Raw genomic sequence first — 24,835 nt, forward strand, 5'->3', positions numbered from 1 at the left:
CGTTTAAGACAAAAGACAAACCTTATGATTGCGTAAGGTTTGTCTTTTTCTTGTTTATTCCTCTTGTAAAATCGTTTGGGCAACTAGCTTCACGTATTGATCCATGCCATCTGGATTTGGATGGACCCGATCTTCATAGAACCATGACTCTTGGTCATTACTCAAATCATACCAATCGATCAAGGTCATATTGTCGTATTTTTCCGCCATGCGCTCCAACATCCGATTGACTTCATTTTGCCAACGCTGTGTCGGTACCCGCACATTGATCCAGTAGACTTTGCGATCACCGATCTCATTCATAAAGCTGTCAAATTGGGCTTCTGTAAAGGAACCATTCGTCCCTAGCCCCACAAGGACGGTATCCCGCAAAAGATTTTTTTCTTTCAAGTCTTTGATCAATTCAGGACTCGCATACAGCTGGCGCCCAACATCCCCATCAACTACCGCTTGGGTAAAGACTTCTTTCAAGTCAGCCGTTGCATCCAGCATCACGGAATCACCAAAAGCCGTGATTTCAAGAGATTCTGCTTTTTTCACTTGGGCTGCTGTTAAATCATATTTTTCCATGATATTTTTTTCATCTTCACTTGTGTTCGCCTCATCGTCTGCTTCATTGCCTTCAGCATTCGCATTTTTTTGCGATTGCTCTGCCGCTTTTTTATTGGCCGCAATGTTGTCTTTCAACTGCTGCTGCTGGGCATCGACATAATTCGTCGGTGCGGTCACGACGCCAAACAAAGCAACAAGGGTAATCAGTAAGCTGGGCACTAACCATGGTTTTTTCCAACTAAAAATTGGTTTACTGAACCAACCGCGGACCGTTCTGAATGTATCTTTGTACTGGAATTTACGCATTGGGTTTTCGATAAACCGATAGGACAATTCACTGATAAACAAGATCAAGAATAGTTCCACTAACGTGTGCATCAGCACGTTCTCCCCGATATTCCCCACTTTTGCTTCGTAAAAAATCATCACTGGAAATTGATACAAATAGATCCCATAACTGCGCTTGCCGATATAACTGAAAATCGGATTACTCAATACCCGATTCAAGCTGGCTCCGGGATGAGCGGTGACTGCCACAAGAATCGTACATAGGATACTGATCAAGAACATGCCGCCATAATAGACAAAGGTCAAATGATCATCTAAGAAAAAGAACGCTGCGATCAGACCAGCCAAGGAAGCAAAGCCAGAGATATTCAAGACCCGTTTGGCTTTTTGCGGTATCTCTTTCTTCAAATGGGTACTTGGCCAAATGAATGCTAAGGCACTCCCCATCCAGATCGAAAAGAGCCGCGTATCCGTTCCATAATAGACCCGTGTCGGATCAGCGCCTGGTGTGTAAAGGACTGCTAACAGAATTGCCGACAAAATCGTGACTGCGGCAGTAAATTTAAAGGCGCGATGCCTCTGCTTGCCGATTTTCATCAGCAAAATAAATACTAAAGGCCAAATCAGATAGTTCTGTCCCTCCACAGCCAGCGACCACAGATGGGTAAAGGGGGATTCATTACCGAACCGATCAAAATAGGATAACCCATGATTGATCTGCCACCAGTTGTTGTAATACAGCAACGAGCTAACAAAAACCCCGCGCAAATTATTCAACAGGTTTCGCTGGAACAACGTGATATACGCTGCTGAGATAAGCAGCATCACCACCATTCCTGGATAGAGCCGTTTCATCCGCCGAACATAAAAATCTTTGACTTTGATTTTGCCGTTTTGATCCCACTCTTGCCTCAGCAAGTCAGTGATTAAATAACCTGATACGACAAAGAATACTGGAACTCCTAAATACCCGCCTCGCATATGAGTAGGTAGTAAATGATATAAAATAACGCCGATGACTGCCAAGGTTCGAATGCCGTCAAACCCGGTAATATAGCGGCTTGTGCTTAAACGTTTATTCATTTTTCAACCACTTTTCTCTAATTGATCCAATTGTTTCATAAAAAAACAATTTCAGCATGAACGCTATTGATTCCATACTCTCATAATTTACCAGAAATCCCCCATATAAAGCTAGCAACATCTGCTATATTTCAAAAAAATTAATTTTTGGCGAAAAAAAAGTACTTCTATAAAGAAATACTTTTTTCAACTCCTTTTTCACAGTTCTTCTTCATAAAAGCGACCCAAAATCTGGACATTTTCTGCAATACTGACAAAGGCTTTTGGATCGGCTTCTTTCATGGCACTGCGCAGCATCGGCAGTTCAAAGCGTGTCACTACCGTCAGCAAAACCGTTTGTTTGTCATGCTTGTACGCCCCTTCGGCTTCATTGATGATGGTAATCCCTCGCCGCATATGTTTTTGGATCGTTTGAATGACTTCTTCTGGGTTGCGGGTGATGATCGTCACCTGCATTTTCTTTTGCTTCGTAAAGACCGCATCCGTCACTTTTCCACTGACAAAAATCGCGATCGCACTATACAACGCATATTGCCAGCCAAACAAGATCCCTGCGGCGAACAAAATAACAATGTTAAAGAAAATCGATATCGAGCCGATCGTCTTCCCTGTCCGTTTGCGGATGGCAATGCTGACAAAATCCAGCCCTCCTGAAGAAAGACCATTCTTCAAAGCATAGCCGATCCCCACCCCGTTGATGGCACCACCGAAAATCGCACAGATCATCGGGTCCGTCGTAACGGTTTCTTCGGGTAAAATTTGCACGAATAAGGAGGTGAGTAAAACAGTAATTCCAGTAAAAATCGTAAACTTGTGGCCGATCTTAAACCAACCTAGAAAAAATAATGGCACATTCAACAATAATAGCGCAAGGGATAAGGGGATATAAAACCCGAGCCCTTCTCTTGAGATCGTGGTGATGATCTGAGCGACACCCGTAATGCCGCTGGAATAAATATTACCTGGTTGATAGAAGAAATTGACCGCAATCGATGCCAGCAGCGCATATACGATCGAAAACGAAAGTTTGTTGGCGTATTCTGGATGAGGGAGCCATTTAAACAGAGGAGTCATTGCATTTCATAGCCTCACTTTTTTGATTTGCCTTTATTATACTTCAGCTCATAAAAAAAGAAACGAGCAATGAAAGAAATGGGTGAATTCTCATGAACTTTTTTCATTCATTCACCAATTTCTATTTCATCACTCATTTCATCATGGTTTAACGCTTATTCGTTTTCTTCAACCGTTGTTACATCGAGGTTCAAGTCAAACAATTGCATTGGCGAAACGGTACTTGGCGCTTGAGACATTGGATCAGCTGCTTTCCCATTTTTAGGGAAAGCAATGACTTCGCGAATGTTTTCTTCACCAGCCAAGAGCATCACTAACCGGTCTAACCCAAGGGCGATGCCGCCATGTGGTGGGAACCCATAATCCAAAGCATCCAATAAGAAGCCAAATTGATTTTGCATCTCGCGACGTGAGAAGCCTAGCGCTTCAAACATTTGCTCTTGCACTTCCCGTGTATGGATACGCAATGATCCGCCACCTAGCTCGTAACCGTTTAGCACGATATCGTAGGCTTGCGCATAGACTTTTGAAGGGTCTGTCGTTAACAACGGCAGATCGCTTTCTTTTGGCAATGTGAATGGATGGTGAGCAGAAACGTAGCGGCCTGCTTCTTCATCGTATTCAAATTGCGGCCAATCAGTGACCCATAAGAAGTTGAATTTGCTCTCGTCGATCAAGCCTAATTCTTTTCCTAATTTATTACGGATCGCCCCCAATGTTGCTGAAACGATCGCAAAGGAATCGGCACCAAACATCAGAATATCGCCAACTTCCGCATTAGCTGCTGCAATGATCGCGTCGGTCGCTTCTGTCAAGAATTTAGCGATTGGTCCTTTCAATCCATCTTCTTCAACTTTGACCCATGCCAATCCTTTGGCACCAAATTGACCAGCGTAATGGCCTAGATTGTCCATGTCTTTTCTGGAGTATTTGTCTGCAGCCCCTTTGGCGTTCAAGACTTTCACAACGCCGCCTTTTTCAAGAGCCATTTGGAAGACTTTAAAATCAACGTCTTTCACAACTTCTGATAAGTCGATAAGCTCCATGACAAACCGAGTATCTGGTTTGTCACTGCCGTAGCGTCCCATTGCCTCATCATAGGTCATCCGTGGGAATGGCAAGGTAACTTCGATGCCTTTGACTTCTCGCATCACTTTTGCCAACAGCTCTTCCGTATAGGTTTGGATTTCTTCTGCCGTCAAGAAAGAGGTTTCGATATCGACTTGGGTAAATTCTGGTTGACGGTCGCCCCGCAAATCTTCGTCACGGAAGCAACGTACGATTTGATAGTAGCGATCGAAGCCAGCACCCATCAATAACTGTTTAAAAATTTGTGGTGATTGCGGCAACGCATAGAAATGACCTGGATAGATCCGTGAAGGAACCAAATAATCCCGCGCACCCTCTGGTGTTGATTTTCCTAGATAAGGTGTTTCGATATCCAAGAAGTCGTTCGTATCTAAGAAATTGCGGATCGCTTGCGTCGTTTTCGCCCGCATCACGATGTTGTTCGTCATTTTTGGACGACGCAAGTCTAAATAACGGTATTTCATGCGAATCTCATCGCCAACGGTTTGATCATCTTCAATCAAAAAGGCTGGTGTTTTTGCAGTGTTTAAAATCGTGATTTCGCTGATCATCACTTCATAGGCACCTGTCACCATTTTCGGATTGATGGCTTCTGGTGCACGATTGATGACTTGACCTGTTACTTCTAACACATATTCACTGCGGCATTTGTCCGCGATTTCCCAGGCTTCTTTCGAAACCTCAGGATTGAAGACGATTTGCACGATCCCTTCTCGGTCGCGCAAGTCAATAAAGATCACGCCCCCTAAGTCACGGCGCTTTTGCACCCAGCCTTTTAGAGTTACTGTCTGGTTTAAATGGGTCTCATTTACTAACCCGCAATATACTGTACGTTTTGTCATTCTTTTTCTCCTCACTCAAACATTTTGGTTGTCATTTCATCGTAGATCTCATCGAAGCGGGCATAAAGATCCGCTAACGGAAATTGTTTTTCTTCACGGCTTGCCATGGATTTGATATTGATCACTTGTTCTGCTAATTCTGTTTCGCCTAGAGTCAGAACCAACCGTGCTCCTTGTTTATCAGCAGATTTAAACTGGGCTTTGGCTTTACGATCCATGAAATCACGATCGGCAGAAAAACCGAAATTACGAATCGCTTGCACGACTTTCAGCGCTTCTAAATTGGTTTCTTGTCCCAAACCAACCACATACGCATCTAACTCATTCAAAGCAGGAATCACAACTTCTTCGGCTTCCATAGTGATCAATAAACGTTCGATCCCTAAAGCAAAACCAAAACCAGGTGTTTCTGGTCCGCCTAGCTCTTCCACTAAATGATTGTAACGACCGCCGGCACAGATGGTGGCTTGCGCCCCCATTTTTGGTGCCTCACTCATGATCTCAAAAATCGTGTGGGTATAATAATCCAGACCGCGCACCATGTTTGAATCGATCTCATAAGGGATCTCCAACGCATCCAGCATACTCGTTACGGTTTCAAAATGTGCCTTGGCATCTGGTGTTAAGTAGTCTAGGATCGATGGTGCATCCGCCACGAATTTTTGGTCTCGCTTGTCCTTGCTGTCAAGGACCCGCAAAGGATTTTCATGCAAGCGGCGTTTTGAATCCTCACTAAGCTCCGCTTCATGGGGCGCTAGATAGTCGATCAACGCTTGGCGATAGTTTTGGCGTGTTTCTTTGTCGCCTAATGAATTGATGACCAAGCGCAATTGACTCAGTCCTAATTGACGATAAAAATCCATTGCCATCGCCATTGTCTCAACATCGGTCGCTGGATTTGCTGAACCGAAAACTTCGACACCGATTTGGTGGAATTGACGCAAACGGCCTTTTTGCGGACGTTCATAACGGAACATTGGTCCCATGTAAAACACTTTATAAGGCTTCGTATGTTCTGGTCCGAATAGTTTGTTTTCGACAAAAGAACGAGCGATCGGTGCGGTGCCTTCTGGACGCAACGTCACATGACGCTCTCCTTTATCGTAGAAATCATACATTTCTTTTGAAACGATATCCGTTGTGTCCCCGACACTGCGGGCGATCACTTCAAAGTGCTCAAAAATCGGTGTCCGAATTTCGTTGAATTGATAATCGCGAAACACTAAGCGTGCTGTTTCTTCCACAAATTGCCATTTTTCGGATTCTCCTGGCAAAATATCGTTGGTTCCTTTTGGACGTTGGTAACTCATCGTATGCATCCTCCTATTTGTTTCATGGTTGCCCATGTTCTTTGCTTTCATTGCTTGTTTGCTTATTCACCTATTGCTTGTTGCTCATTGATGTGGGTGGGTTGTTCTCGTGTTTGACTTTTGGGTTATTGCGCTCTTTGCCGTTGGTTGCTGGTCATCATTTCGTTGGCTTCGACTGCAATTGAACGAAGCAAAAAATGCCAAGTACAGCTTTCATGTCTCACTTCTTACGCCAGTCATTGTGATTCCTAGTTTGGTTACTACGCTCCCTGTGGTCGCCTAGTACTGTTCATCATCTGCTCTGTTCCGCTTTGCGGACCAGTCGCAGTGATTCACAGCAAAAAACTCGCCCTTGTTTTTTTATACAAGGGCGAGTTTTGATTACACGCGGTACCACCTAAATTCGAGAAATGTTCTTCTCCTTCGCTCGATTAACGCTCGGTCACGGAACAGCTTTTCTTCTGTTCATCTCCAGATTGTCTTTCCTTTACACGTCCTAAACTGCTTTCAGCCGGGGCAGTTTTCTCTTTTAAGGAGTAGAATAAAGTACTCGATCCTTCACTGATTTTTGATATTATCTATAAACTACAAGAAAGCTATGAAAAAGTCAAGGTGTTTCACTGTCTTTTTCACTCCGCTGCTCTCTAGTAGCATTTTCTCTAGTGGTCAACACAAAGAAGCTCTCCTTCTGTTTGCTTTTCTTCCTTTTTGCGTTATGCTGAATAACGAAGGTTTTGTTTCTATGAAAGGAGCTGTTTTTATGTCTTTATATTCAGGCTATATCCGTCAACCACACTACTATGAGACCGATCAAATGGCGATCATCCATCATGCCAATTATATCCGCTGGTTTGAAGAGGCCCGCGTGGAATTACTCGCGTTTTTGGATTTACCGTATCATACCATCGAAGAAGCGGGCTTGATCGTTCCCGTGCTGGAAGTCAGTGCGCAATACAAAACGATGATTCGCTACGAAGATGAGGTGCGAATCGATGTTTTGGTCGACAAATATACTGGCACGCGTTTGGATTTTCGCTATGAGATCTACAAAACTAGCGATGGTCAGTTGGCAACGACGGGGACTTCAAAGCATTGTTTTTTAGCAAAAGAGACCAATCGCATCGTGCAGCTGAAGCGTAGTTTTCCTGAAATCCATCAACGATTTGCTGATTATGCTGCCCTGTCAGGGGAATAATCAATTCTGATCACTCATTTAAGTCAAAATCCTTGCTTTTTGAAACGGCTTTCGTATAATCAAAAGTAATTTCAGGGAAGGATGATGGCGATGTACGTGATTAAAGTTTTGCATGGTTACATTGGCAAAGATGGTCGTCGCACTCGTGAAAAAATTCCAGACAAGTTATGGGTCTTTGAAGATCGGAAGCAGTCCGAAGCATTTGCAGATAAAATTGGTGGTCGCGTCAAACCGTTAACTGAAGTCAAACAGCATACGTAAAAAAATAAGCCGTTATCGTCTTTTGCGCATAGACGATAGCGGCTTATCTTTTTTACTGCGAAACAGGATTAGTCATCCAATTCGGTTTCTAGTACTTCACCTGTTTGGGCATTGATTTTCACATCTGTTTGTTTGTTGCCATCTTCTACCTTGACTTCCCAATAGGTTACATTCATTTCTTTGTCTAATGACCAATCTGTTGCTTGACCACCGCCAGCTTCTTTCACGGCGATATCAGAAATTTCTTCCAATGAAAGCAAGTTGGTTAGGTCCAATTGATCGGCATCTTTTTTGACACCGTTTTGTTCATCGGCATCCAATTTTTCCGTTCTTTCTTCAGAAGTTTCTTTGGTTTCTGCATCAATCTTTAATTCAAACTCATTCGTGTCATCCACGCCTTCTACTTGGTAGAAGTAATTGCCAAAAGAAGTATCCAAATCAATCGAAGTGATCGCTGCATCTGGGTATTTGTCTTGGAATATTTGGATCGCTTCTTCTACGGTCACTGTAGGTAAGCCGCCGTTGGCGATCGCTGCACTGCTTGAAGAGCTGTCTGTTGCTTGTGACGACGTTGTTTCACTTGATGAGGCAACTGCTGTGCTTGAGCTGCTGTTTTGCGCAGGTTCTGAATTTCCAGTGTTGTTTTGTGTACATCCTGCCAATAATCCTAATGCGGCAATTCCGAATAAAATAGTTGTTTTTTTCATGTTTCATTCCTCCAATTGTTTGTGTATTCCTTTTTTCTATATATTTAGAATAACAAGTTCCTCATGAAAAAGAATCAAAAATGCTTGAAGAAAATCTAAAAAAATCTTCATCTTTCTCTTTCATTTGGAAAGGCAAGTTTAAAGATACTGCCTTGCGGTTGATTGTCTGTCACGGTAATTTTGGCATGATACTTGTCTGCCAGCTGTTTTACCAGTGAAAGCCCGATGCCTGAACCAGCAATCTGGCTGGAACGAGAATCTTCTACTCGATAGAACCGTTCGAAAATCAAGGCTTTCTTATCATCGGGAATCCCAATGCCAAAATCGGCGACGGTCAAAGACATCTGTCTCTGCTCTTGCGTCAAGGTCACATGAATCGGCTGATCGGCAGGTGAATACTTCGCGGCATTTTCTAATAGGTTTTGGATGATTTGCTGGAAGTCACGCTTATGCCCACGTTTCATACATTGGTTCTCCACAAAATATTCAATCGATTGCGGAACGATCGTCGCTTGTTTTTCACACTCTTCTCGGACGATCTGGGAAACATCAACAAGGGTCATTTCATCTGGGGATTGATTTTTTTCTAGGTCCAACAATTGATTGCTCAATGTTTCCAAACGCTTCGACTCTTTGTCGATAAACGCCATTGAGGAAGGAATGACTTCGGGATGTTTGGTTCCACGCCGCTGGATCAATTGGACATGTCCGCGAATCGCAGCTAAAGGTGTTCGCAGCTCATGGGAAGCATCGGCAACGAACCGTTTTTCCCGCTCGATTGTCTCTCGCTGTTCTTTCAATAATTTATTAAAGGCCAATGCCACTGAACGAATCTCGATGGGCTCTTCAGAAACCGTCAGTTCTCCTGTTCGACTTTGTTCAATGGCAGCAATTTCTTGCGCCATACCAGTAAGCTTCTGACTCCATTTCCCGACACTCCAATAAATCAGCAGACTGCCCACGACAACAGCGATCAGATTCAAGAAACTGCTGATCATAAAGAGGCCATAGGCTAATTCCACACTATCCTCCCCATTGATAGCGATCGTCACCTGATCCCCGTCGACTTCTTGGGTTTTCGTGTAATAGATGCCCTCCTCTGTAAAAACGATGTCTTCGAGAAAAGGAATCACTCGCCCTTGATTGATATCGGCAAAAATCTCTTCCGCATCTTCTGATGAAACGACACTGCCATCGGCTAAGATCACTTGCAGGGCGTCTTCTTCATCTGCCGAGACATAGGCATTGACGAGAAAGTCCCAGGCATCCCCTGATGCCTCGCCTTTTTCGATGGCTTCGAGAATGTTGCTGGCACGATTTTCGATATGTTCAAACAAATAACCTACGGATAATAAAATAAACAGCAGATTGAAGAGAATCAGCAGACCAAAGAGAATCAAGGAAAAGCGGCTCGTCAATTGAAACTGGGCTGTTTTTCTACGTTGGTTGGCTGACTTATTCTTCATGATCGGTCCTCAAGACATAGCCTAATCCACGAACGGTTGCGATCATTTTGCCTTTGCCGCAAACATCCAGCTTGTTCCTCAGTGTGCGGATATAGACATCTACAACATTCGTTTGGCCGTCGTATTCATAGCCCCAAATCTCATTCAACAGGTCATCTCTCGTTTTGACGACCTCGGGTTCTTTCATCAATTCATATAAAATCCCAAACTCTTTGGGCGTCAACTCAATGGTTTCACCGGCAACCTGAACCAAGTGCTTGGCGATGTCCATCATCAGCTCCCCCGCCACTAATTGGTTTTGCTGGTTCTTTTGTTGTTTGGCTTCTCGTTGCAACCGCCGCTCGATCACCCGAATTCTGGCAAACAGTTCTTCGATTTCAAAAGGTTTCGTTAAATAATCATCTAATCCGACATCAAGCCCCGTCACCACATCGGCGGTTTGATTTCTGGCGGTCATCATCAAAATCGGGATGTCGCTTTCTTTGCGTATCCGCCGCGCCACTGTGATGCCGTCATAGATTGGCAGCATCCAATCCAATAAAATCAGATCAAAGGCATTTGCTTGCTGATTGAACAAGGTCAATGCCTCTTGCCCATCTTTGGCCCAGACCGTGTCATATCCCTCAAAAGTCAATTCGGTCTGAATAAAACTGGCTAAACTTTCTTCGTCTTCTACTAGCAAGATCTTCAAGGCCATATGCACTCCTCCTCCTGTTTTGCTTCTATCATAACGGATTTTTTCGAAACTTCCTAACTGATTGAAAGAAAAAAATCATGAAGATTTTTTCATGTTCAACAAAAAAAGACGGCATGAACCAAGGTCCACTCCGTCTTTCATTTATTCCATATTTTTTGCTAGCTGATACGTGCCAACGAGTTCCCCTTGTTGGAGTTGAAGCACGTAAGGACATGTTTCAGCTAAAAACTCACGATCATGACTGATCACCGCTAATAAATCAACTTCCTTAGCGACTGTTCGCAACAGTTTTGCGACTTCTTCCATTTGCTGCAAATCTAACCCACTCGTTGGTTCATCGAAAAACAACAAGCGTTTACCAGAAAGCAGGGCACTGCCGATGGCAACTCGTTGTTTTTCCCCTCCTGACAAGCTTTGCGGATGTCGGGCAAGGAGTGGTGTTAAGTGCAACAATGAGACAATTTCTTCAAAACGAGCTGGGTTTTGGGCTTTGATCAGCAGCTCTTTTTCCACCGTTTCAAAAAACAGCTGCAAGTTGACATCCTGCATCACAAGAAAGCTTTCCTGCAGCAGCTGCTTTTGGGTCCGCTTTTGTCCATTGATGGCAAATACTGCTTCTGGGCATTTTTTCAATCCTGACAGGACTTGCACCAACGTACTTTTGCCAGCACCATTTGGTCCAACGATCCCCACAGCTTGCTTCGTCGGCAATTGTAGTTCAGGCAAGTTAAGCGCCCAATTTCTGCTGTTTGCTGAGCGTTTCGATTGCTTGATCTGCAGATGCGTTGCCCTTAATCCAGACTTTTCTGGCAAAGATTCTCGGCAGTGCTGAGTTTCCAATGCCGCCTCGCCTACTTTTCGCAATCCCAACTCGTGAATTGCCTCCTCGGGCAGTGACAAAAGCTGAGCTGCTGGATAAGACGCCCGCAATCGTCCTGCTTCTAATAGACAGAAGCGATCTGCCAGTGGCGCCAAATACGCCAAGCGGTGTTCGGCGATCACAATGGTTTTCCCTTGTTGTTTTAAAGAAGCCAATCCTTGAGTCAACTTTTGGATCGCTTCTTGATCCAAATTACTGGAAGGCTCATCCAATAAGAACACATCATGGGGCAACATCGTGGCTGCAGCGAGAGCAATCAGCTGCTTCTCCCCACCAGATAGGTCAAAGACACTAGCATCAAGCAACGGGGTCAGGGAAAACTGCTGGGCTACTTCGGTGATTCGCTGCCGAATGTTTTCTGGTGCGACGCCCGCATTTTCCATCGAAAAAGCCAACTCCGAATAGACATCCGTGGTGAAAAATTGCGTCTTGGGGTTTTGAAAGACGACGCCAATCGTCTGGGCATAATGGGAGAAATCGGCAACTGGCAAGTCTGTTTCTCCGACACGGATCTTTCCTTGCACTTCGGCGGGATACAGCTCAGGGATCAAGCCATTCAAAACATTGAGCAGGGTCGATTTGCCGCTGCCGCTAGCGCCGCACAAAACGATGACTTCCCCAGCTGCGACCGTCAAAGAGAGCTCAGATAATACGGTCCGATTTTCTCGCTTCACTGACACTTGTTCTAATGTGATCATCCAAGCCACATCCTTTTCACGATAAAGCCGCCTAATGCTAAAAAGACCAAGCCATCCCACCAGCGCAGCTTCAGTTCGTGGACGGTGGTATGGGGAGTTTCTGATGCTAACCCGCGAACCAGCGCCGTAGCCGACAGTTCGGTTGCGGTCTTTTCAGCCGACATCAGTAATGGGATCAAAAAATACTCCGCACTTTGCAGTGGATGAAGCAAGATCGATCCTGCCGACAGCGAGATGCCGCGAAAGCGCATCGCTTGGCGAATACTTTTGAAATCTTGTACCAATGTGGGAAAAAAACGAAATAAGACTGCCAGCGGGACTAATAATACGTTGGGCACGTGCATTTTTTGCAGCGCAGCCATCCACTCACTGTTTTTCGTCCCGCTAATGGCAAAAGCCGCCGCCATGATCGTTGGCAATAAGCGGCGATAACCGACGGAAAAGAAATCCAGCAACACGATTAGTACGTGGTTGCCTTGGCGAAACAAAAAACTATCTGCCATTGTCAGCAAGACAAACACGCCATAGAGCAGCAAGCCTTTTTTCCAAAAGCCGCTGACTATAAATAGCAGCAGCAAGAAAGTGACAAAGGCAAACTCATCGATCCAGCTGATGGTCACCATCATAGTAAAACTAGCAAAGAGAATCACCGCCAATTTGCTGCGGGGATCAAACCTTGTTTTCGACACATTCCTCACCCTTTATGCGATTGGATCGTTGGTTGAAAATGTTTTTCCATCAAGCGACTGCCGATACCTAAACCAGCCACCGCACCAATCAAAACCGCCAATGCACAAAGCCCTAACATCAAATTGGAGGTATGAGCAAACACGCCGGCAATGTAGGTTTCATCTTTTCCGCGAGCCACTAATGAATCGATGTAGGCATTTTTCATAAACCACAGGGGTAAGATCGGACCCATCAAGCCAAAACTAAAGACGATATAACTCGCCAGTACGCGAACGTTTCCTTTGAGCTTTGTTTTGTATTGGATCAAATCAGCTGCTAAGGCACAAATCATATTGGGCAAAAAGGCCAATGGAAAATGTCCTGAAATCAAAAAAAAGAGCCCTACCACGGTACCCATAATGGTGATTGCGCCAAATTTCGGTACTTTATTCAATAAAATCAGATAGATAATGCCAGAAAACAAAGCGGTGACTGCTGGAATAAATAAATTATGAAAACCTGGGATCACAAAACGCAAAATCAATAGACAGACGCTCATTAAAAGAAAATAGATCGCTGTATAGATCCCTACTGCAATTAAATCTTGAACCTTTAGTTTTTTCACTGCGTATTCGCTCCTTCTTGCAAGCAATCAATGAAAAAACCGTTGCTGCTTGCTTGTACAAACTTATTTTTACAAAGCCTCAGTATAGCACAAAGCAGACGTTTTTATGGGGTGATATGCTTACCAACAGTCGATTTTCTTCTAAAACAGAACCAACAAATAGAGGTGTCTTCTGAATGGCTCCATTTCAACACACAGGTACCTTTAAAGATCCACTAATGGAAAAATGAATCTTTCACACGCTTAGTTGTTTTCTCCTCTTCCCATCTTTGCGAAATTAATGAATAATAGACAAGGACAAACACTTAAAATCAGCAAAGACTCGCCATCTTTTTTCTTTTTTTTAGAAACCACCAGGTATGTCTATAAAAAATAATAACCAAGTTGACCGTCGCTTGGTAACGGAAGAAAATCAACGCTGTACTGCTATGTAAACACCCCAAACCCAACTGTAAAAACATTTTGACACTTGATTTCAAGGCATTGTCAAAGACATTTGATCGTTAGAATGCAGACATTGGCCTAAACTAATGGTAGAAGGAGCGGATAAAATGAACTTAAGCAAACAAATAAAAAAACATCGGGAACGATTAAGTCTCTCTCAGGAAGGGCTGGCAGAAAAACTCTATGTCTCCCGACAAACGATCTCCAATTGGGAGAATGAAAAAAGCTATCCTGATGTTCACAATTTATTATTGCTCAGTGTTCTATTTGATGTTTCTTTAGATGAATTAGTCAAAGGGGATGTTGAACAAATGAAAGAAACGATTGAGAAAACAGAAATGGATCGTTACACAAAAATGATGCTGCTTTTTATACTATTGACCGCACTCTCTGTTGGGCCTGCTCTTTATTTACCCGGATACTGGTGGATTGTCCCGCCTCTATGTTTTTGGCTCGTCTCCATGTATGCCGCATTAAAGATCGAAAAAATCAAGAAAACCCAAAATATCAAAACGTATAAAGAGATCGTTGCCTTCATGGAAAATCAAGACCTCGATGCCATTAGAAAAAAGCGCGACGTCAAAAAAGATTTCCTTTCAACAGCAGTCATCGTCGTGGTCTTTACCTTGATCGTCGGTATCATCGCATGGCTTAGTACACTGCCGCATTTACTGATGCGCTGACAAAAAATACAGGGTGCAACTGCTTTTCATAAATGAGCAGCTGCACCCTTTTTTTTCAATTCAATGGTCCTCACAAACTCCTGACACGAACATTTCTATTCCTAAGATAGATGCGGTTAGAACAAAAAGCCCATTAAATGTTTCCTTACTTCACAAAAAATTGAGCAAGACGAATCAAACCGCTGGTCTTGCTCAATGAAATAGAAAACTGTTTCTTCTATTTCCCCTAATCATCACTTAATAAACGATAGTATTTTTCATCCCTTACTTTATCGATATAATTGATCACGCGAATCCAATCAGAAAGGTATTGCTTTTCTCCCCATTGGTAAAGATGGGGTTGATTTTTCGTATAGTACTTCGAGATATCGATTGCGTAATCCGAAATGATGACATCTGGAAAATCTTTGATCCTTACTATGTTGATTGGACGGGGACTCATCCGCACCAGCTTTTGCTTTTGGACTTCTTCTTCAATCCCCCGACTCTTTGATTCGATCGTTACCCTGACTGGAGTATCGTAATCAGATAAAATATAGTAAAGAATCTGCGAAGCATAATATTTAAAGGAATTGGAATTGAGAATATTTAGCCATGCTTTATTTTCCACTTCATGCTTGCGAGAGATTTTTTCTAATACAGTAAACCAATAATGGTATTGCCTTTCGACTTCTGAAAGGGTGATGTAATCCCCAAAGGAATCAATTTTATTCCCTAAACCAAACGTCAAAAGAAAAGAAAAAATATAGGTAGCATTAATAAAAAGCAGCTTTCGCTCATTTGAACCAAAAGAAAAATGGATTTGTTTTTCAATCAAGGTGATCCAGTCATCTATAAACACACGATAATCATTCATATACATTGGTGATTGCAGACGAAGCTGACTCAAAGACTCTTGGGAATAGCTTTGCCCTACCGTAAACATATAGAAATGATAGATCAGCTCCTCCTTTGGCAAATCTTTTTCATAAATGCGATTTGCTTCGAAAAAAGGCAGCAAAAGCTCTTTATCAAAGGTGATCTGATCCATAAAAGGGTTATAAAACTTCTTGACACTTTCTGGTATCTCTTTGATGAGATTTCCTTGTTTTATTCTCGTGACAGAAACAGCTAACAGATTAATGAAGCGTTCCTTTGCTGCATGCCGTAGAAAAGGAAAATAGATGGATAAAGCTTGGTACAGGTCTGTCGCACTTTGCTCAACGATTGGCGGTCGGTTGCTTTCGATCTCATCATACACATGCCAATAAAAGCTGTGGAAGAAATAGCGAATGCGGTACTCTTCCCCACCCAAGTATTCTGACCTTTTTAAATTCAAATCCAATTTGTAATGTTCCAAAATTGGTGCAAAGGTCCCGATCTGCCGTTGCACGGTCCGTCCACTCACATATTGACTTTGACTAAAGGCTTCCAGTGTCTTGAACTTTTGATAAAAAATAGCATCCCAAATGATGAAAAGCAGCGTAGATTTGGTTAAATTGACACGAATTTTATTGTATAAAAATTTTTCGGAAAAAGTGACTTTGATTACTTTGTTATCTCTAGACATAGTAAATTCAGGATACCCCTTTTGAATGGTATCCACTTGCTCTAGCACGTTATTTAACACAGGATATGAGATATTTAATTCATCAACAACATCTTTATAGGTATAGGTGTCTTGGTATGAGCGATAATAGAATAAAAAAAACTTTTGCACTAAGCGATCCTGTCCTCTTAAAAAAGAATCTAGCACATAGAAGCCCCCTTAATTTAGTAGGAATTAGTATATAGCAGCATACCTATAGCAATTCAACCTATTTGCTTTAAGGAAAATGAAAAAAAAACAGGTTAAACTTTTGAATGATCTGAGGACAAAAGTTCAAACTGCTTTTTTACAAATAGATGAAGGCTAAGAAATTACTATTTAAAAAAAATAAATAACTCATTTTACTTTCGATACATTTTTCCTTATAAACCAGACTTAATAATTACTTAATAATTGTCTGAAAACCAAAGCCAATCATCTTTGAGCCTATTATCCATAAAAAATAACGTGCTTTTTTAACACCCGATCCGTATGAACAAGCACACTTTCTTCTGACTTGTTGCTTTCCCAAAGAATATTTATGTTATTTTCCCCTTCACCTTTCTTTCGATGTCCAACAATCATATCTCAGTAGTACGCCCTCTAGCTTATGGAAAAATGGAGAGAATGCGGCGTAGTATCAACCAACGTCATCCCACATTTCTCTTTAAAATACGTTTGACAGTCCTTTTTCGCCGTTTTCACCACTTCTTCTTCAGTGAAGACCCGCTTCTCTTTTTTGGTTGTGATCTCACTCAATTCAAGCAGAATCAAAATTTGTGCCTCTAAGCTATTGATATTTGCCCATTGTTGAAAAAAATTTCCACTATTGATTTGATCGATCTGTTCTTCCAGCTCACCACAAATCTGAAGAATCCGTTCTTTCACATGAGGCAAATTATCTGAAAAACGAGGATCATTCACTTTGTCCCTATAGTAATTTAAATAATCATTCATATTATTTATTTGAAATAGCTGGCTCATTTGATATCCTCCCCTACCGTTAAAAACAACGATTCATCTTTTCCTCTTCCCATTTTTTCCTCTCTTCTTGATTAAGCGTTATCCTCGCTTCCCCCTGCCCATCGGTATTCCTTTGATTTCATCCCCGCAATCTGCTGCGCCTGATGAAGTAGTTTTTCCAAAATGATCATTTATCACTTCACTTTTTCTACACTAGCTTTCCATCTGCTCTGCTTGCGGATCACTTTTATCAAAGTCCACTTGCAAGTTGCCTGAGGCCAATTGCCGAACTTTCTCTTGAAGATCGCTATACATGGATGACACGGTCTCTTTGGATTCATCAATTTCAATCAAAATTTTACGCGCTTTGTTTTCCATACCTTCTAATTCTAGTTTGGCCGCTTTGATCAAATGATCGGCTTCTGTTTGCGCTTCTTCTAAGGTCCGACTCGCTTGTTTTTTGGCGGTCAACAAAACCTCGCCGATTTCTTTTTGCGAATACTCGATCTCCTTTGTCAGCTGCTCGTTTTGTTGAATGAGTTGATTGATTTTTTCCTGTGCCTCTACATACAAGTCGTACTCACTTCCTTGTAAAAATTCTCCCGACTCGATACGACTTTGCAGCGCTGCTAATTCAGCATTGCTTTGTTCTAATTGGGAAAACTGCTCATTAAATACCCGTTCTTTTTCTTCGTATTGCGATTGATAAGAAGCGGCTTCTTCAGTAGCTTTGACTAATTGAATCGTTAGCGCATTTTTTTCAGCACTTAATTGTGCGATTTGTTCCAAGGGTTCTTCCAGTTGACTGATTTCTTTTTGCAGCTTTTGATTTTCTTTTGTGGCTGCTTGCAGCAGCTGACTGGTTTCGATCAATTGTTCCGCTTGTTGTTCACTTTCCTTTAATTGCGTTCGTAACTGTTGGTTTTCTCCAAGAGCATGAAGCAACTCATTTGATAAGGCTGTTTTTTCTTCAAGTACTCGTTGTAGCTCTTCTTTTGTCGTTTCAAGTTTCATACGCATCTCCTCCATTTGTTTTACTCCTTCAAATATTTCTGCCTGCTGAATGTTCATGGTTTGTTCTAACTGTGTATTTGTCTCATGAAACGTCGTTGCTTGTTGTTTCATCAAGTCAACATGCCCTTGTAGCTCATCCATTTTCACAACTTTTAGCATCATTTCTTTTTGTAATTCTTGATTTTGCCTTTCGAGCAAGTGTTGTTCTTCTATCGCCGTTTGTTTTTCTTCTTCCGCTTTTTCAAGCGCTGCTTGTAAGTCGGCAAGTTGTTGTTCGAATGCTTGAATCTCTGATTTTAGGTCTTTCTGTGGTACGGATTCGGTTTCGTCATTGGCTTCTTCCATGACAACGGAATCTTCTTTTGCCTCTAATGCTTGGCTGGTCTTATCCACAGCTCCCCCCTCTTCAAGATCTGGCATTTCGTCAGTCGTTGTTTGTTGATCATCCAAGTGTTTTTCTGCGAGTAAGCGTTCATGAACAAGCTCCTGCGCGATTCGGTTGTCCCCTAATATTGGGAAATCCGCCGTTTCTTCTTGATCCAGTGAAAGCAGTTCATCTGGCACATTGTTGATTTCATCAATGATATTTTTTGTAAAAAACCAGCTGTCTTTATTTTTTGCCATAATTATCCTTTTCCTTTCTGTTCGTTCACTTCATTTTTTTCTACTTTAGAAAATGCATCGGTATCCTTCTCACGAAGAAAAATCTCTTCATAGATTGTTTCAGTTTCTTTCTCAGTGGTCATTGGAATTTCGATCGTAATCTGCATGAGCTTCGGAATTTCTTTGGATTCTGCTACAAAAGCGGTGATATTGTCCTCGATTTTTTTGCGGTTTTCTTCATTCTCAGTCGCTCCTGTCATGGCGATCGACAATGTTTGGGAAGGAACATCTAATGAAATAATTGCTTGTGTTAAGCCAAAATAAGGGACGAGCTTTTGTGTCAGCTCCGTTTCAATTTTCGGTTGCAGGGCTTCTTGCTCTTGACTTTTCGTTAGTGCTTCCCAAGAGATGTCAGTAAGTCCAATGCCTTCTTCTGGATACGAGCGAACAGTAACCTTGGACAGCACTTCATTTTGTTGAGTTTTTATTTTCTGAACCTCTTTTTCCAATTGTGTTACTTGCTCGTTTCGTTGAAGAAACTGATTTTCAACTTGGAACAAAGAAACCATCAGTAAAAAAACGACGACGCCCATTAAGAGGGTGGTTATCATTAAAAACAGGGTCGTTTTCTGCGTTTCCAGTTGCTTTAATATTTGTAGTTTCTTGTAAAAAACAGCTGGATGACCTGTCAGTTTTTTTGCTTGTTCCATCCGATAATGAATCAGGAAGCGACTAGCTAAAATTCCAAATACCAAAAGGATTACTCCTATCGCGATTCCTTTTATAATCAACACTTGACGACCTCCTTTTACGCTTGGCAGAATAGCAGTTAAGATGCCTTCCACTTGCGTTTTTTTGATTAAGCCAAAGCTGCGACTGTCTTTTGAGACAGCCATATGATCCCCCAGAACAAAATAATAGCCTGCAGGAATTTCATGCAATTCTTTTAATTGCTCAGCAACGTTGGCTTGTAGTTTTACTTGAATCGTAGAAGCAAAAGCTGACTCTGTTTCAAAGTCAAGAATCAGCACATCGTTTTGAACAATAAGTTTATCTCCTGGCACCCCAATGATTCGCTTGATAAACATTCCATCCTCACTGGAAGCGGAAAACGCAACGGTTGCATAACGTTGTAAGGTTTGTGTTTTTTTGATAGCTACCTGTTGACCATCTTTAATAGTCGGTTCCATCGAGCTGCCAGCCACTGGATGAATACTATACTGCGTAAAAAAGAAAGCAATAAGGCTCACACTGACGACGCCGATGAGTAAGAGTAAAACATAAGCGAAGGTCATTTTGTGATTGGCGGCAACCTTTTCTTTTTCTGTTTTACTTAGGTTCCACATAGGTCACTAACTCCGAATAGGCTAAATCATTGCCAATGACCCGATAAGAGATTTTTGTGCCGCCGACGACATTTCCTTCGGAGATCAAGATTCCTTCATCGGTCACCGCTTCAACAAAAGCAACGTGTCCGTAATTCGGATCAGATCCGGCTGTTCCAGGGGTAAATGAAATAAGCCATCCTGCTTTAGGTACTTGGCTTGTTTCGTAGCCTAGACGCTTCGCAGTTGCCCCCCACTCGCCACCATTTCCCATATAGTCATCAACTGATTTCCCTAATTGCGCCACACGATTGTAGGCATACCAGGTACATTGCCCCACGGGATAGGATCCCGATACATTGTAATTTTTCCCATCATAGTCGGGATACGTCATTTCCTTTCGATAGGTTTCTGGAATTTTCTCTTTTCCTACCATGATGCTACTGGTTGATGTCGTACTTGCACTCAAGGGTTGATCATATTGGGTTAAGTGGTACGCAGCGATCAAAGAACTGATTTTTTGATTATAGGTCGTGTCCGTCGCATACTTCCCGGTGAGGGCATCTGCCGCTCGCAAATAGTTTTTGGCAGTGGAACGCCACGTGTCTTGATAAAACAGTTCATTGCCCTGAATGCCTCCTCGAAGCAAGCTGACATAGTCACCAAGGGATTGTGCATAACTAGGGTATTTGCGAAAAGCAGCTTGAATTGTATACAACTCCCCATTTCCACGGTCTTCTTGGGTAGCAAAACTCACTGATGATCCTTGATAGCTTCCCTTTACTCCGAATAAATTATAGTTTGGTGCACTTGATAATGCGCTGGTTCCCGAGCCGCTTTCTAAAATCGCTTGCGCAATCATTACCGAAGCAAAGACATCGTAATCAAGACCTAACTTTTGTGCCGATTTTGCAATGGCTTGAATGAATGTTTGTGTTTGAGCGTTTTCGGAGAAATCCATTGAAGCAGGGTACGCTTTTTCCACTTCTTTGCCATAGGTTGTCAGCTTGTTCTCAGCAAGCCGTTGAACAGTTAATGATTCATCCGCCAATTTCCCTTTTGAAAGAAGACCAATCTTAGCAACCTTCTGGTTAGCCAACTCTGAGTGTTCTTCGATTTCTTTGGTTGTCGGTTCTCCAACCGTTACGTAATGGTCACCGCCTAAATACAAGCCCAGCAGTTTTCCCTGATGGTACAACAAGTCTCCCGCTTGTTTTTCTTCACGAGGAATTTCTTCTTTATGGCTCGTTTTCAGTGATTGATCAAAGAGATTCTCCAACAGGGTATTGATGAGAACTTCCGTGCTTTCTAGAGGGATCTTTTTTCCATCCTCATTTTTTTCGTTACTGAGTTCGAAAAGTCCCACTTGCTTGATACCTTCATAAATCAAAATGGCTTTACTCTTATCTGTGAATGTCTTTAAAAGCGGCAGTTCAAAGCCTTTTAGATCCGTTTCAGCAACCTCACTTACTCGGAGGGAATCATCTAGCGTGGTCCCATTGATCTCAGACAAGAGTTGTGAAACGGCTGACTCAGGCAAACGCTCTTTATTGAATGTCTCTGATTGGGTATTAGCAGGAAGGGCAACGCTTTGCTCTTGTTTTGCTGGTGAACTAGACGCCGCTGGTTTCTTGTCTTTTTCTGGTTCTTCATCGGCAACAGCTTCGGTAGACGTTTCCGTAGAACTTGGTGTAGTTGCCGTTGGTTCTTTTGAAGAAGACGAAACATTACTCGTACTGGAAGAAGTTGGTTCCGAGCTCGGTGTCGTTGATTCACTTGTTTCCGTCGGTGTTGACGTTTCGCTAGGAGCAGTACTTGCTTCAGTCGATTGACTGGTGGAACTTTCAGAGCTAGTAGGAGTTGTTTCTGATTCAACTGGCGCTGAGCTGACGGTCTCCTGACTATCTTCTGAAGAAGTAGCGGGAACTTCTTCACTTGGCACGGTACTTGGCACGGTCACTTCTTCTGAGCTCATCGGAACTTCCATACTTTCCGTACTAGATGGCACCGTTTCTTCGGGAAGCTCCAGAACACTGACATCAGTTGCTTCAGCAGCGGATTGGTCTTCCGCATGTAACGGCTGACCGATCCCATTTTGGATCACTAGTAATCCGAATAAAGCTGTACAAACAGCAATGGTCTTTTTTTTCATGGTTGCACCTTCTTTTTTCCTTTCTTTGATTAACACTTTTCTGACAGAGGGAACTTTTCACATTTTTCTTGCCGCTGAACGATCAACGGATAATACTAAAGAATAAGATCGGGAGCATAAAGAACAAAAACATCGGTAACATCGTCTGAAGCGGATCTTTGACGAACCGTGCAGCAACGATCATGGCAAAGCTTTGAAAAAATGAAATTGGATTTTCTTCAACGATTTTCCCAGTGGACTTTTCGGTCGATTGCTTCAGACCCATGGTAGCCATTTCTGCTTTCGTCATGCCCTGTATCGATTCCACCGCCTGCAATTCTCCTTGAACGACTCGTCGATAGGGCGTTCCTATATTCCCCTCACATCGCAACAGCGTGAGGATCGGCGAGGCACCTGGTTTGTTTTTTTCAATATAAGAAACCTCTGTTTCTTCGACCACTTTATTGAGAGAGACCGTATAGATATAGACATCTTTAAAATCGGTCGTATAGATCTTGTCCCCTTCTTCTAAAAACTTGATGCGATGCATCAGTACATCTTGTTCATAAATGTTATGGGCGAGCAAAACGTAGTTGTCTTTTCCTAATTGCTGTTCTTGGCGAAATGTTGCAGCCCCCGTTAATAAATTTTGGTTGGCTAATCCAGCGAGTATCGGCAAATCAATCGATTGCTCTGGGATCACGAGCTTCCCGATTCCCCAGTTGTTTGTTGAAAGCTGCAATGCACTCTTGGCACTTGCATAATCCGCCACATTCACACTGGCAATTTGTTTTTCTTCATAATCAGCACGTTGTATCTTACTCAAATTGTAGTCACTCAACGTCTCTTCAACCCCTACATCAACGGCAGCTGTTGCGGTTTCTTGCTGCATTTGTAAATACCCATAAAAGGCAACCGCTAAAATCGCCAACATGCTAAGAAAGACGAGTGCAAAATACGTTTTCGTCACAAAGAAGAGTCGTTTCAGATTTTTGCGTCCTCGCTCGGATCGTTTCGGATCTGGCGAACGAAAATAGCGTAACCAATAGCGGTATACCATGATCAGGATCAAGAAAAGAACCAGGTTGATCGCAAGTGTCCCTAAAACGATATTTTGGTAGCTCCACACGTTACGCTTGGTTACCTTCTTTTGTATCGCATAGCTATATGGCACTCTTTTTCCTGTAACCAGCAAGCGGTAAGTGTTGATTCCAGGTGGGGTACACGTGAGTAAAGTCACTTCATCTTTCCCCGAGTTGATTTTTACTTTCTCCACTTCACTTGGTAAGATTTCTTCAAATGAAGTGATCTGATAGGCCAACCGTTCTCCTAAAATATTGATAAAAAACAAATCGCCTTCTACTAGATTGCGTACATCCGTAAATAGGACCTGATTTTTCACCCCGCTGTGTCCAGTTATCACAGAGCGGGTATTTTCTCCGCCGATTGGGATCGACGTTGGTTCGAAATGCCCTAAGCCCTTATCAAGGGTTTTATAAGAGGTACCATGATAAAAGGGCATCTCTTTAATATCAATTGCTGGAATATCAATGGTTCCCATGACACCAGATTGATTTTTCAAGGCACTTTCATAAACGACCGGTTCAGGATTTTCTCCTTGCTGCTTCGCAAAAATATACTCGTTATACTTTTGTGCTAACTCGTATTGTGCTTTTTTTTCCTGCTCACTCATTTTTTCCATGGTTTGGTCATAAGCGACCTCTGCTTGACTTCGTTCTCGATTGGATAAATAATTGCCGATGATTGGATAAAGAAGTACGAGGAACCCAACCGTTATCATAGTAATGGCAAAAATCATTAAGAATGAGTGCTTTTTTCTTGGTTGACGTTGCCTCATTTTTTCTCCTTTCCCATCTTTGACCCGACTGTTTATATTTCGGTCAATTTGTATGTATCTGTTTTTTATAACTAAGTACTTTTATTGAAAAAAGCAGGACAGTTTTTTTAGGACTGCCCTGCCTAACGAGCCATTAAAACTTGTTGTGTTTCGTCTTCAGAGCCCTTATCCCAATCGCGCCCATACTAATGATAAACACTAGAATAAGGTACAATGGTTGCGCATTTCCGATATTTCCACTCGTTTGCGGCAGCCGTTGCGTGCCCCCATCAGGAGTGGTTCCTGGAGGGGTCGTTCCTGTTGCATCCACCACACTTGATTTAGGATAGAGAAAGACTTCTTTTAACGCCTCCCCTTCCCGTTGTGGCAAAGGAACCTCCACAATGACTGGGTCCATCACTGACTTCAACAATTGATTGTCTTTTTCAATGACTTGATAGGTCCCACTAGCTAAATCAGCAACCCGTGCCAATCCATTTTGATCGGTGGTGACGGTTATCGAAAAAGCATCTTCTCCGACGACTGGTTCAAAGGTCGATTGTCCTTGGACAGGTGATACCCTCGTGATCTCATAAGAGATTCCTGGTAAAGGAGCAAGAACATTGCCGTTTTCATCTACGACTTGATCGACTTTCGTTCCATCCATAGGCAACTCCGAAGAAAGAACCGTAGAATCACTTAACTTATATTTCAAAATTGAAATCGCATAGGATTCATTGCTTGCTTCAGCAGCATGTGCTGGAATCGAAGATACCCCTAGCCCTAATAGAAAGAGGAACGCGAGAAAGAAAACCGATATTTTTTTCATCTA

Annotated in this window: 21 protein-coding genes and 1 other annotated feature; of the genes, 4 read left to right on the top strand and 17 right to left on the bottom strand. The window is 42.5% G+C overall.

Annotated features, from left to right (window positions below; translation table 11 throughout):
* Positions 1-54: 54 nt before the first annotated feature.
* The 4 genes from IGI77_RS14860 to hisS form a co-directional block, all read right to left on the bottom strand.
* On the bottom strand, positions 55-1,923 hold the full coding sequence (locus IGI77_RS14860) for an acyltransferase family protein (protein ID WP_008379546.1): 1,869 nt from the start codon (positions 1,921-1,923) through the stop codon (positions 55-57).
* Between the two features lie 198 nt (positions 1,924-2,121).
* Positions 2,122-2,997: a YitT family protein gene (locus IGI77_RS14865; RefSeq protein ID WP_010750004.1), complete on the bottom strand. Its 876-nt coding sequence runs from the start codon at positions 2,995-2,997 to the stop codon at positions 2,122-2,124.
* 155 nt (positions 2,998-3,152) lie between these two features.
* Entirely contained in the window at positions 3,153-4,928 is a 1,776-nt protein-coding gene (gene aspS / locus IGI77_RS14870; RefSeq protein WP_438770280.1) for an aspartate--tRNA ligase, read from the bottom strand.
* An 11-nt stretch (positions 4,929-4,939) separates the two neighbouring features.
* Complete coding sequence (gene hisS, locus IGI77_RS14875; RefSeq protein ID WP_438770281.1) at positions 4,940-6,238, bottom strand: histidine--tRNA ligase; 1,299 nt, start codon at positions 6,236-6,238, stop codon at positions 4,940-4,942.
* Between the two features lie 109 nt (positions 6,239-6,347).
* Here hisS and IGI77_RS14880 point away from each other — a divergent pair, with 109 nt between their 5' ends.
* The 3 genes from IGI77_RS14880 to IGI77_RS14890 all read left to right on the top strand — a co-directional run bounded on the left by IGI77_RS14880 (position 6,348) and on the right by IGI77_RS14890 (position 7,694).
* Positions 6,348-6,521, top strand: coding sequence for a hypothetical protein (locus IGI77_RS14880; RefSeq protein WP_438770282.1), 174 nt, complete (start codon positions 6,348-6,350; stop codon positions 6,519-6,521).
* Positions 6,522-6,601: 80 nt separating this feature from the next.
* Positions 6,602-6,809 (bottom strand) — a binding site (T-box leader).
* A gap of 189 nt (positions 6,810-6,998) precedes the next feature.
* Positions 6,999-7,433 carry an acyl-CoA thioesterase gene (locus tag IGI77_RS14885; RefSeq protein WP_008379539.1) on the top strand — a complete coding sequence of 145 codons (435 nt, stop codon included), beginning with the start codon at positions 6,999-7,001 and terminating at the stop codon, positions 7,431-7,433.
* Positions 7,434-7,523: 90 nt separating this feature from the next.
* Positions 7,524-7,694, top strand: a complete 171-nt coding sequence (locus IGI77_RS14890; RefSeq protein ID WP_008379536.1) for a hypothetical protein — start codon at positions 7,524-7,526, stop codon at positions 7,692-7,694.
* A 68-nt stretch (positions 7,695-7,762) separates the two neighbouring features.
* Here IGI77_RS14890 and IGI77_RS14895 read toward each other — a convergent pair whose 3' ends face one another.
* The 6 genes from IGI77_RS14895 to IGI77_RS14920 all read right to left on the bottom strand — a co-directional run bounded on the left by IGI77_RS14895 (position 7,763) and on the right by IGI77_RS14920 (position 13,436).
* Entirely contained in the window at positions 7,763-8,401 is a 639-nt protein-coding gene (locus IGI77_RS14895) for a PepSY domain-containing protein (protein WP_010750007.1), read from the bottom strand.
* Between the two features lie 107 nt (positions 8,402-8,508).
* Positions 8,509-9,867, bottom strand: a complete 1,359-nt coding sequence (locus tag IGI77_RS14900; RefSeq protein WP_438770283.1) for a sensor histidine kinase — start codon at positions 9,865-9,867, stop codon at positions 8,509-8,511.
* The gene (locus IGI77_RS14905) at positions 9,857-10,564 is read right to left on the bottom strand and encodes a response regulator transcription factor (protein WP_008379528.1); all 708 of its coding nucleotides are present in this window, start codon (positions 10,562-10,564) and stop codon (positions 9,857-9,859) included. The genes IGI77_RS14900 and IGI77_RS14905 overlap by 11 nt, the downstream gene beginning before the upstream one ends.
* A gap of 141 nt (positions 10,565-10,705) precedes the next feature.
* On the bottom strand, positions 10,706-12,142 hold the full coding sequence (locus tag IGI77_RS14910) for an ABC transporter ATP-binding protein (RefSeq protein WP_128487601.1): 1,437 nt from the start codon (positions 12,140-12,142) through the stop codon (positions 10,706-10,708).
* The gene (locus IGI77_RS14915) at positions 12,139-12,840 is read right to left on the bottom strand and encodes an energy-coupling factor transporter transmembrane component T (RefSeq protein ID WP_142964538.1); all 702 of its coding nucleotides are present in this window, start codon (positions 12,838-12,840) and stop codon (positions 12,139-12,141) included. Before IGI77_RS14915 ends, IGI77_RS14910 begins: the two co-directional genes overlap by 4 nt.
* Positions 12,837-13,436 carry an MptD family putative ECF transporter S component gene (locus IGI77_RS14920; RefSeq protein WP_010750012.1) on the bottom strand — a complete coding sequence of 200 codons (600 nt, stop codon included), beginning with the start codon at positions 13,434-13,436 and terminating at the stop codon, positions 12,837-12,839. The genes IGI77_RS14915 and IGI77_RS14920 overlap by 4 nt, the downstream gene beginning before the upstream one ends.
* Before the next feature lie 551 nt (positions 13,437-13,987).
* On the opposite strand from IGI77_RS14920, the gene IGI77_RS14925 reads away from it, so the two are divergent.
* Positions 13,988-14,563 (top strand): helix-turn-helix transcriptional regulator, encoded by a 576-nt coding sequence (locus IGI77_RS14925; RefSeq protein ID WP_010750013.1) that lies wholly within the window; start codon positions 13,988-13,990, stop codon positions 14,561-14,563.
* Between the two features lie 226 nt (positions 14,564-14,789).
* Here the strand turns inward: IGI77_RS14925 and IGI77_RS14930 are convergent, their stop codons facing one another.
* From IGI77_RS14930 to IGI77_RS14960, 7 genes are all read right to left on the bottom strand, one after another.
* Positions 14,790-16,298, bottom strand: a complete 1,509-nt coding sequence (locus IGI77_RS14930) for a helix-turn-helix domain-containing protein (RefSeq protein ID WP_438770284.1) — start codon at positions 16,296-16,298, stop codon at positions 14,790-14,792.
* Positions 16,299-16,733: 435 nt separating this feature from the next.
* Complete coding sequence (locus tag IGI77_RS14935; protein WP_128487591.1) at positions 16,734-17,114, bottom strand: DUF7006 family protein; 381 nt, start codon at positions 17,112-17,114, stop codon at positions 16,734-16,736.
* 192 nt (positions 17,115-17,306) lie between these two features.
* Positions 17,307-18,731: a hypothetical protein gene (locus IGI77_RS14940; RefSeq protein WP_438770285.1), complete on the bottom strand. Its 1,425-nt coding sequence runs from the start codon at positions 18,729-18,731 to the stop codon at positions 17,307-17,309.
* Positions 18,732-18,733: 2 nt separating this feature from the next.
* Positions 18,734-20,056: a signal peptidase I gene (gene lepB / locus IGI77_RS14945; protein ID WP_438770286.1), complete on the bottom strand. Its 1,323-nt coding sequence runs from the start codon at positions 20,054-20,056 to the stop codon at positions 18,734-18,736.
* Positions 20,040-22,187: a glucosaminidase domain-containing protein gene (locus IGI77_RS14950; RefSeq protein WP_438770287.1), complete on the bottom strand. Its 2,148-nt coding sequence runs from the start codon at positions 22,185-22,187 to the stop codon at positions 20,040-20,042. Before IGI77_RS14950 ends, lepB begins: the two co-directional genes overlap by 17 nt.
* Positions 22,188-22,269: 82 nt before the next feature.
* Entirely contained in the window at positions 22,270-24,024 is a 1,755-nt protein-coding gene (locus IGI77_RS14955) for a sortase family protein (RefSeq protein WP_128431682.1), read from the bottom strand.
* A 133-nt stretch (positions 24,025-24,157) separates the two neighbouring features.
* Positions 24,158-24,832, bottom strand: a complete 675-nt coding sequence (locus IGI77_RS14960) for a pilin N-terminal domain-containing protein (RefSeq protein ID WP_156236563.1) — start codon at positions 24,830-24,832, stop codon at positions 24,158-24,160.
* Positions 24,833-24,835: the final 3 nt, after the last annotated feature.

Source organism: Enterococcus sp. DIV0213h, assembly GCF_051711285.1.
In the GTDB taxonomy this organism is placed as follows: Bacteria; Bacillota; Bacilli; order Lactobacillales; family Enterococcaceae; genus Enterococcus_D; species Enterococcus_D casseliflavus.

Coding starts and splice junctions, on each gene's coding strand:
- IGI77_RS14860 (WP_008379546.1), bottom strand. CDS start 1,923: ATGAATAAACGTTTAAGCACAAGCCGCTATATTACCGGGTTTGACGGC.
- IGI77_RS14865 (WP_010750004.1), bottom strand. CDS start 2,997: ATGACTCCTCTGTTTAAATGGCTCCCTCATCCAGAATACGCCAACAAA.
- aspS (WP_438770280.1), bottom strand. CDS start 4,928: ATGACAAAACGTACAGTATATTGCGGGTTAGTAAATGAGACCCATTTA.
- hisS (WP_438770281.1), bottom strand. CDS start 6,238: ATGAGTTACCAACGTCCAAAAGGAACCAACGATATTTTGCCAGGAGAA.
- IGI77_RS14885 (WP_008379539.1), top strand. CDS start 6,999: ATGTCTTTATATTCAGGCTATATCCGTCAACCACACTACTATGAGACC.
- IGI77_RS14890 (WP_008379536.1), top strand. CDS start 7,524: ATGTACGTGATTAAAGTTTTGCATGGTTACATTGGCAAAGATGGTCGT.
- IGI77_RS14895 (WP_010750007.1), bottom strand. CDS start 8,401: ATGAAAAAAACAACTATTTTATTCGGAATTGCCGCATTAGGATTATTG.
- IGI77_RS14900 (WP_438770283.1), bottom strand. CDS start 9,867: ATGAAGAATAAGTCAGCCAACCAACGTAGAAAAACAGCCCAGTTTCAA.
- IGI77_RS14905 (WP_008379528.1), bottom strand. CDS start 10,564: ATGGCCTTGAAGATCTTGCTAGTAGAAGACGAAGAAAGTTTAGCCAGT.
- IGI77_RS14910 (WP_128487601.1), bottom strand. CDS start 12,142: ATGATCACATTAGAACAAGTGTCAGTGAAGCGAGAAAATCGGACCGTA.
- IGI77_RS14925 (WP_010750013.1), top strand. CDS start 13,988: ATGAACTTAAGCAAACAAATAAAAAAACATCGGGAACGATTAAGTCTC.
- IGI77_RS14935 (WP_128487591.1), bottom strand. CDS start 17,114: ATGAGCCAGCTATTTCAAATAAATAATATGAATGATTATTTAAATTAC.
- IGI77_RS14940 (WP_438770285.1), bottom strand. CDS start 18,731: ATGGCAAAAAATAAAGACAGCTGGTTTTTTACAAAAAATATCATTGAT.
- lepB (WP_438770286.1), bottom strand. CDS start 20,056: ATGTGGAACCTAAGTAAAACAGAAAAAGAAAAGGTTGCCGCCAATCAC.
- IGI77_RS14950 (WP_438770287.1), bottom strand. CDS start 22,187: ATGAAAAAAAAGACCATTGCTGTTTGTACAGCTTTATTCGGATTACTA.
- IGI77_RS14955 (WP_128431682.1), bottom strand. CDS start 24,024: ATGAGGCAACGTCAACCAAGAAAAAAGCACTCATTCTTAATGATTTTT.
- IGI77_RS14960 (WP_156236563.1), bottom strand. CDS start 24,832: ATGAAAAAAATATCGGTTTTCTTTCTCGCGTTCCTCTTTCTATTAGGG.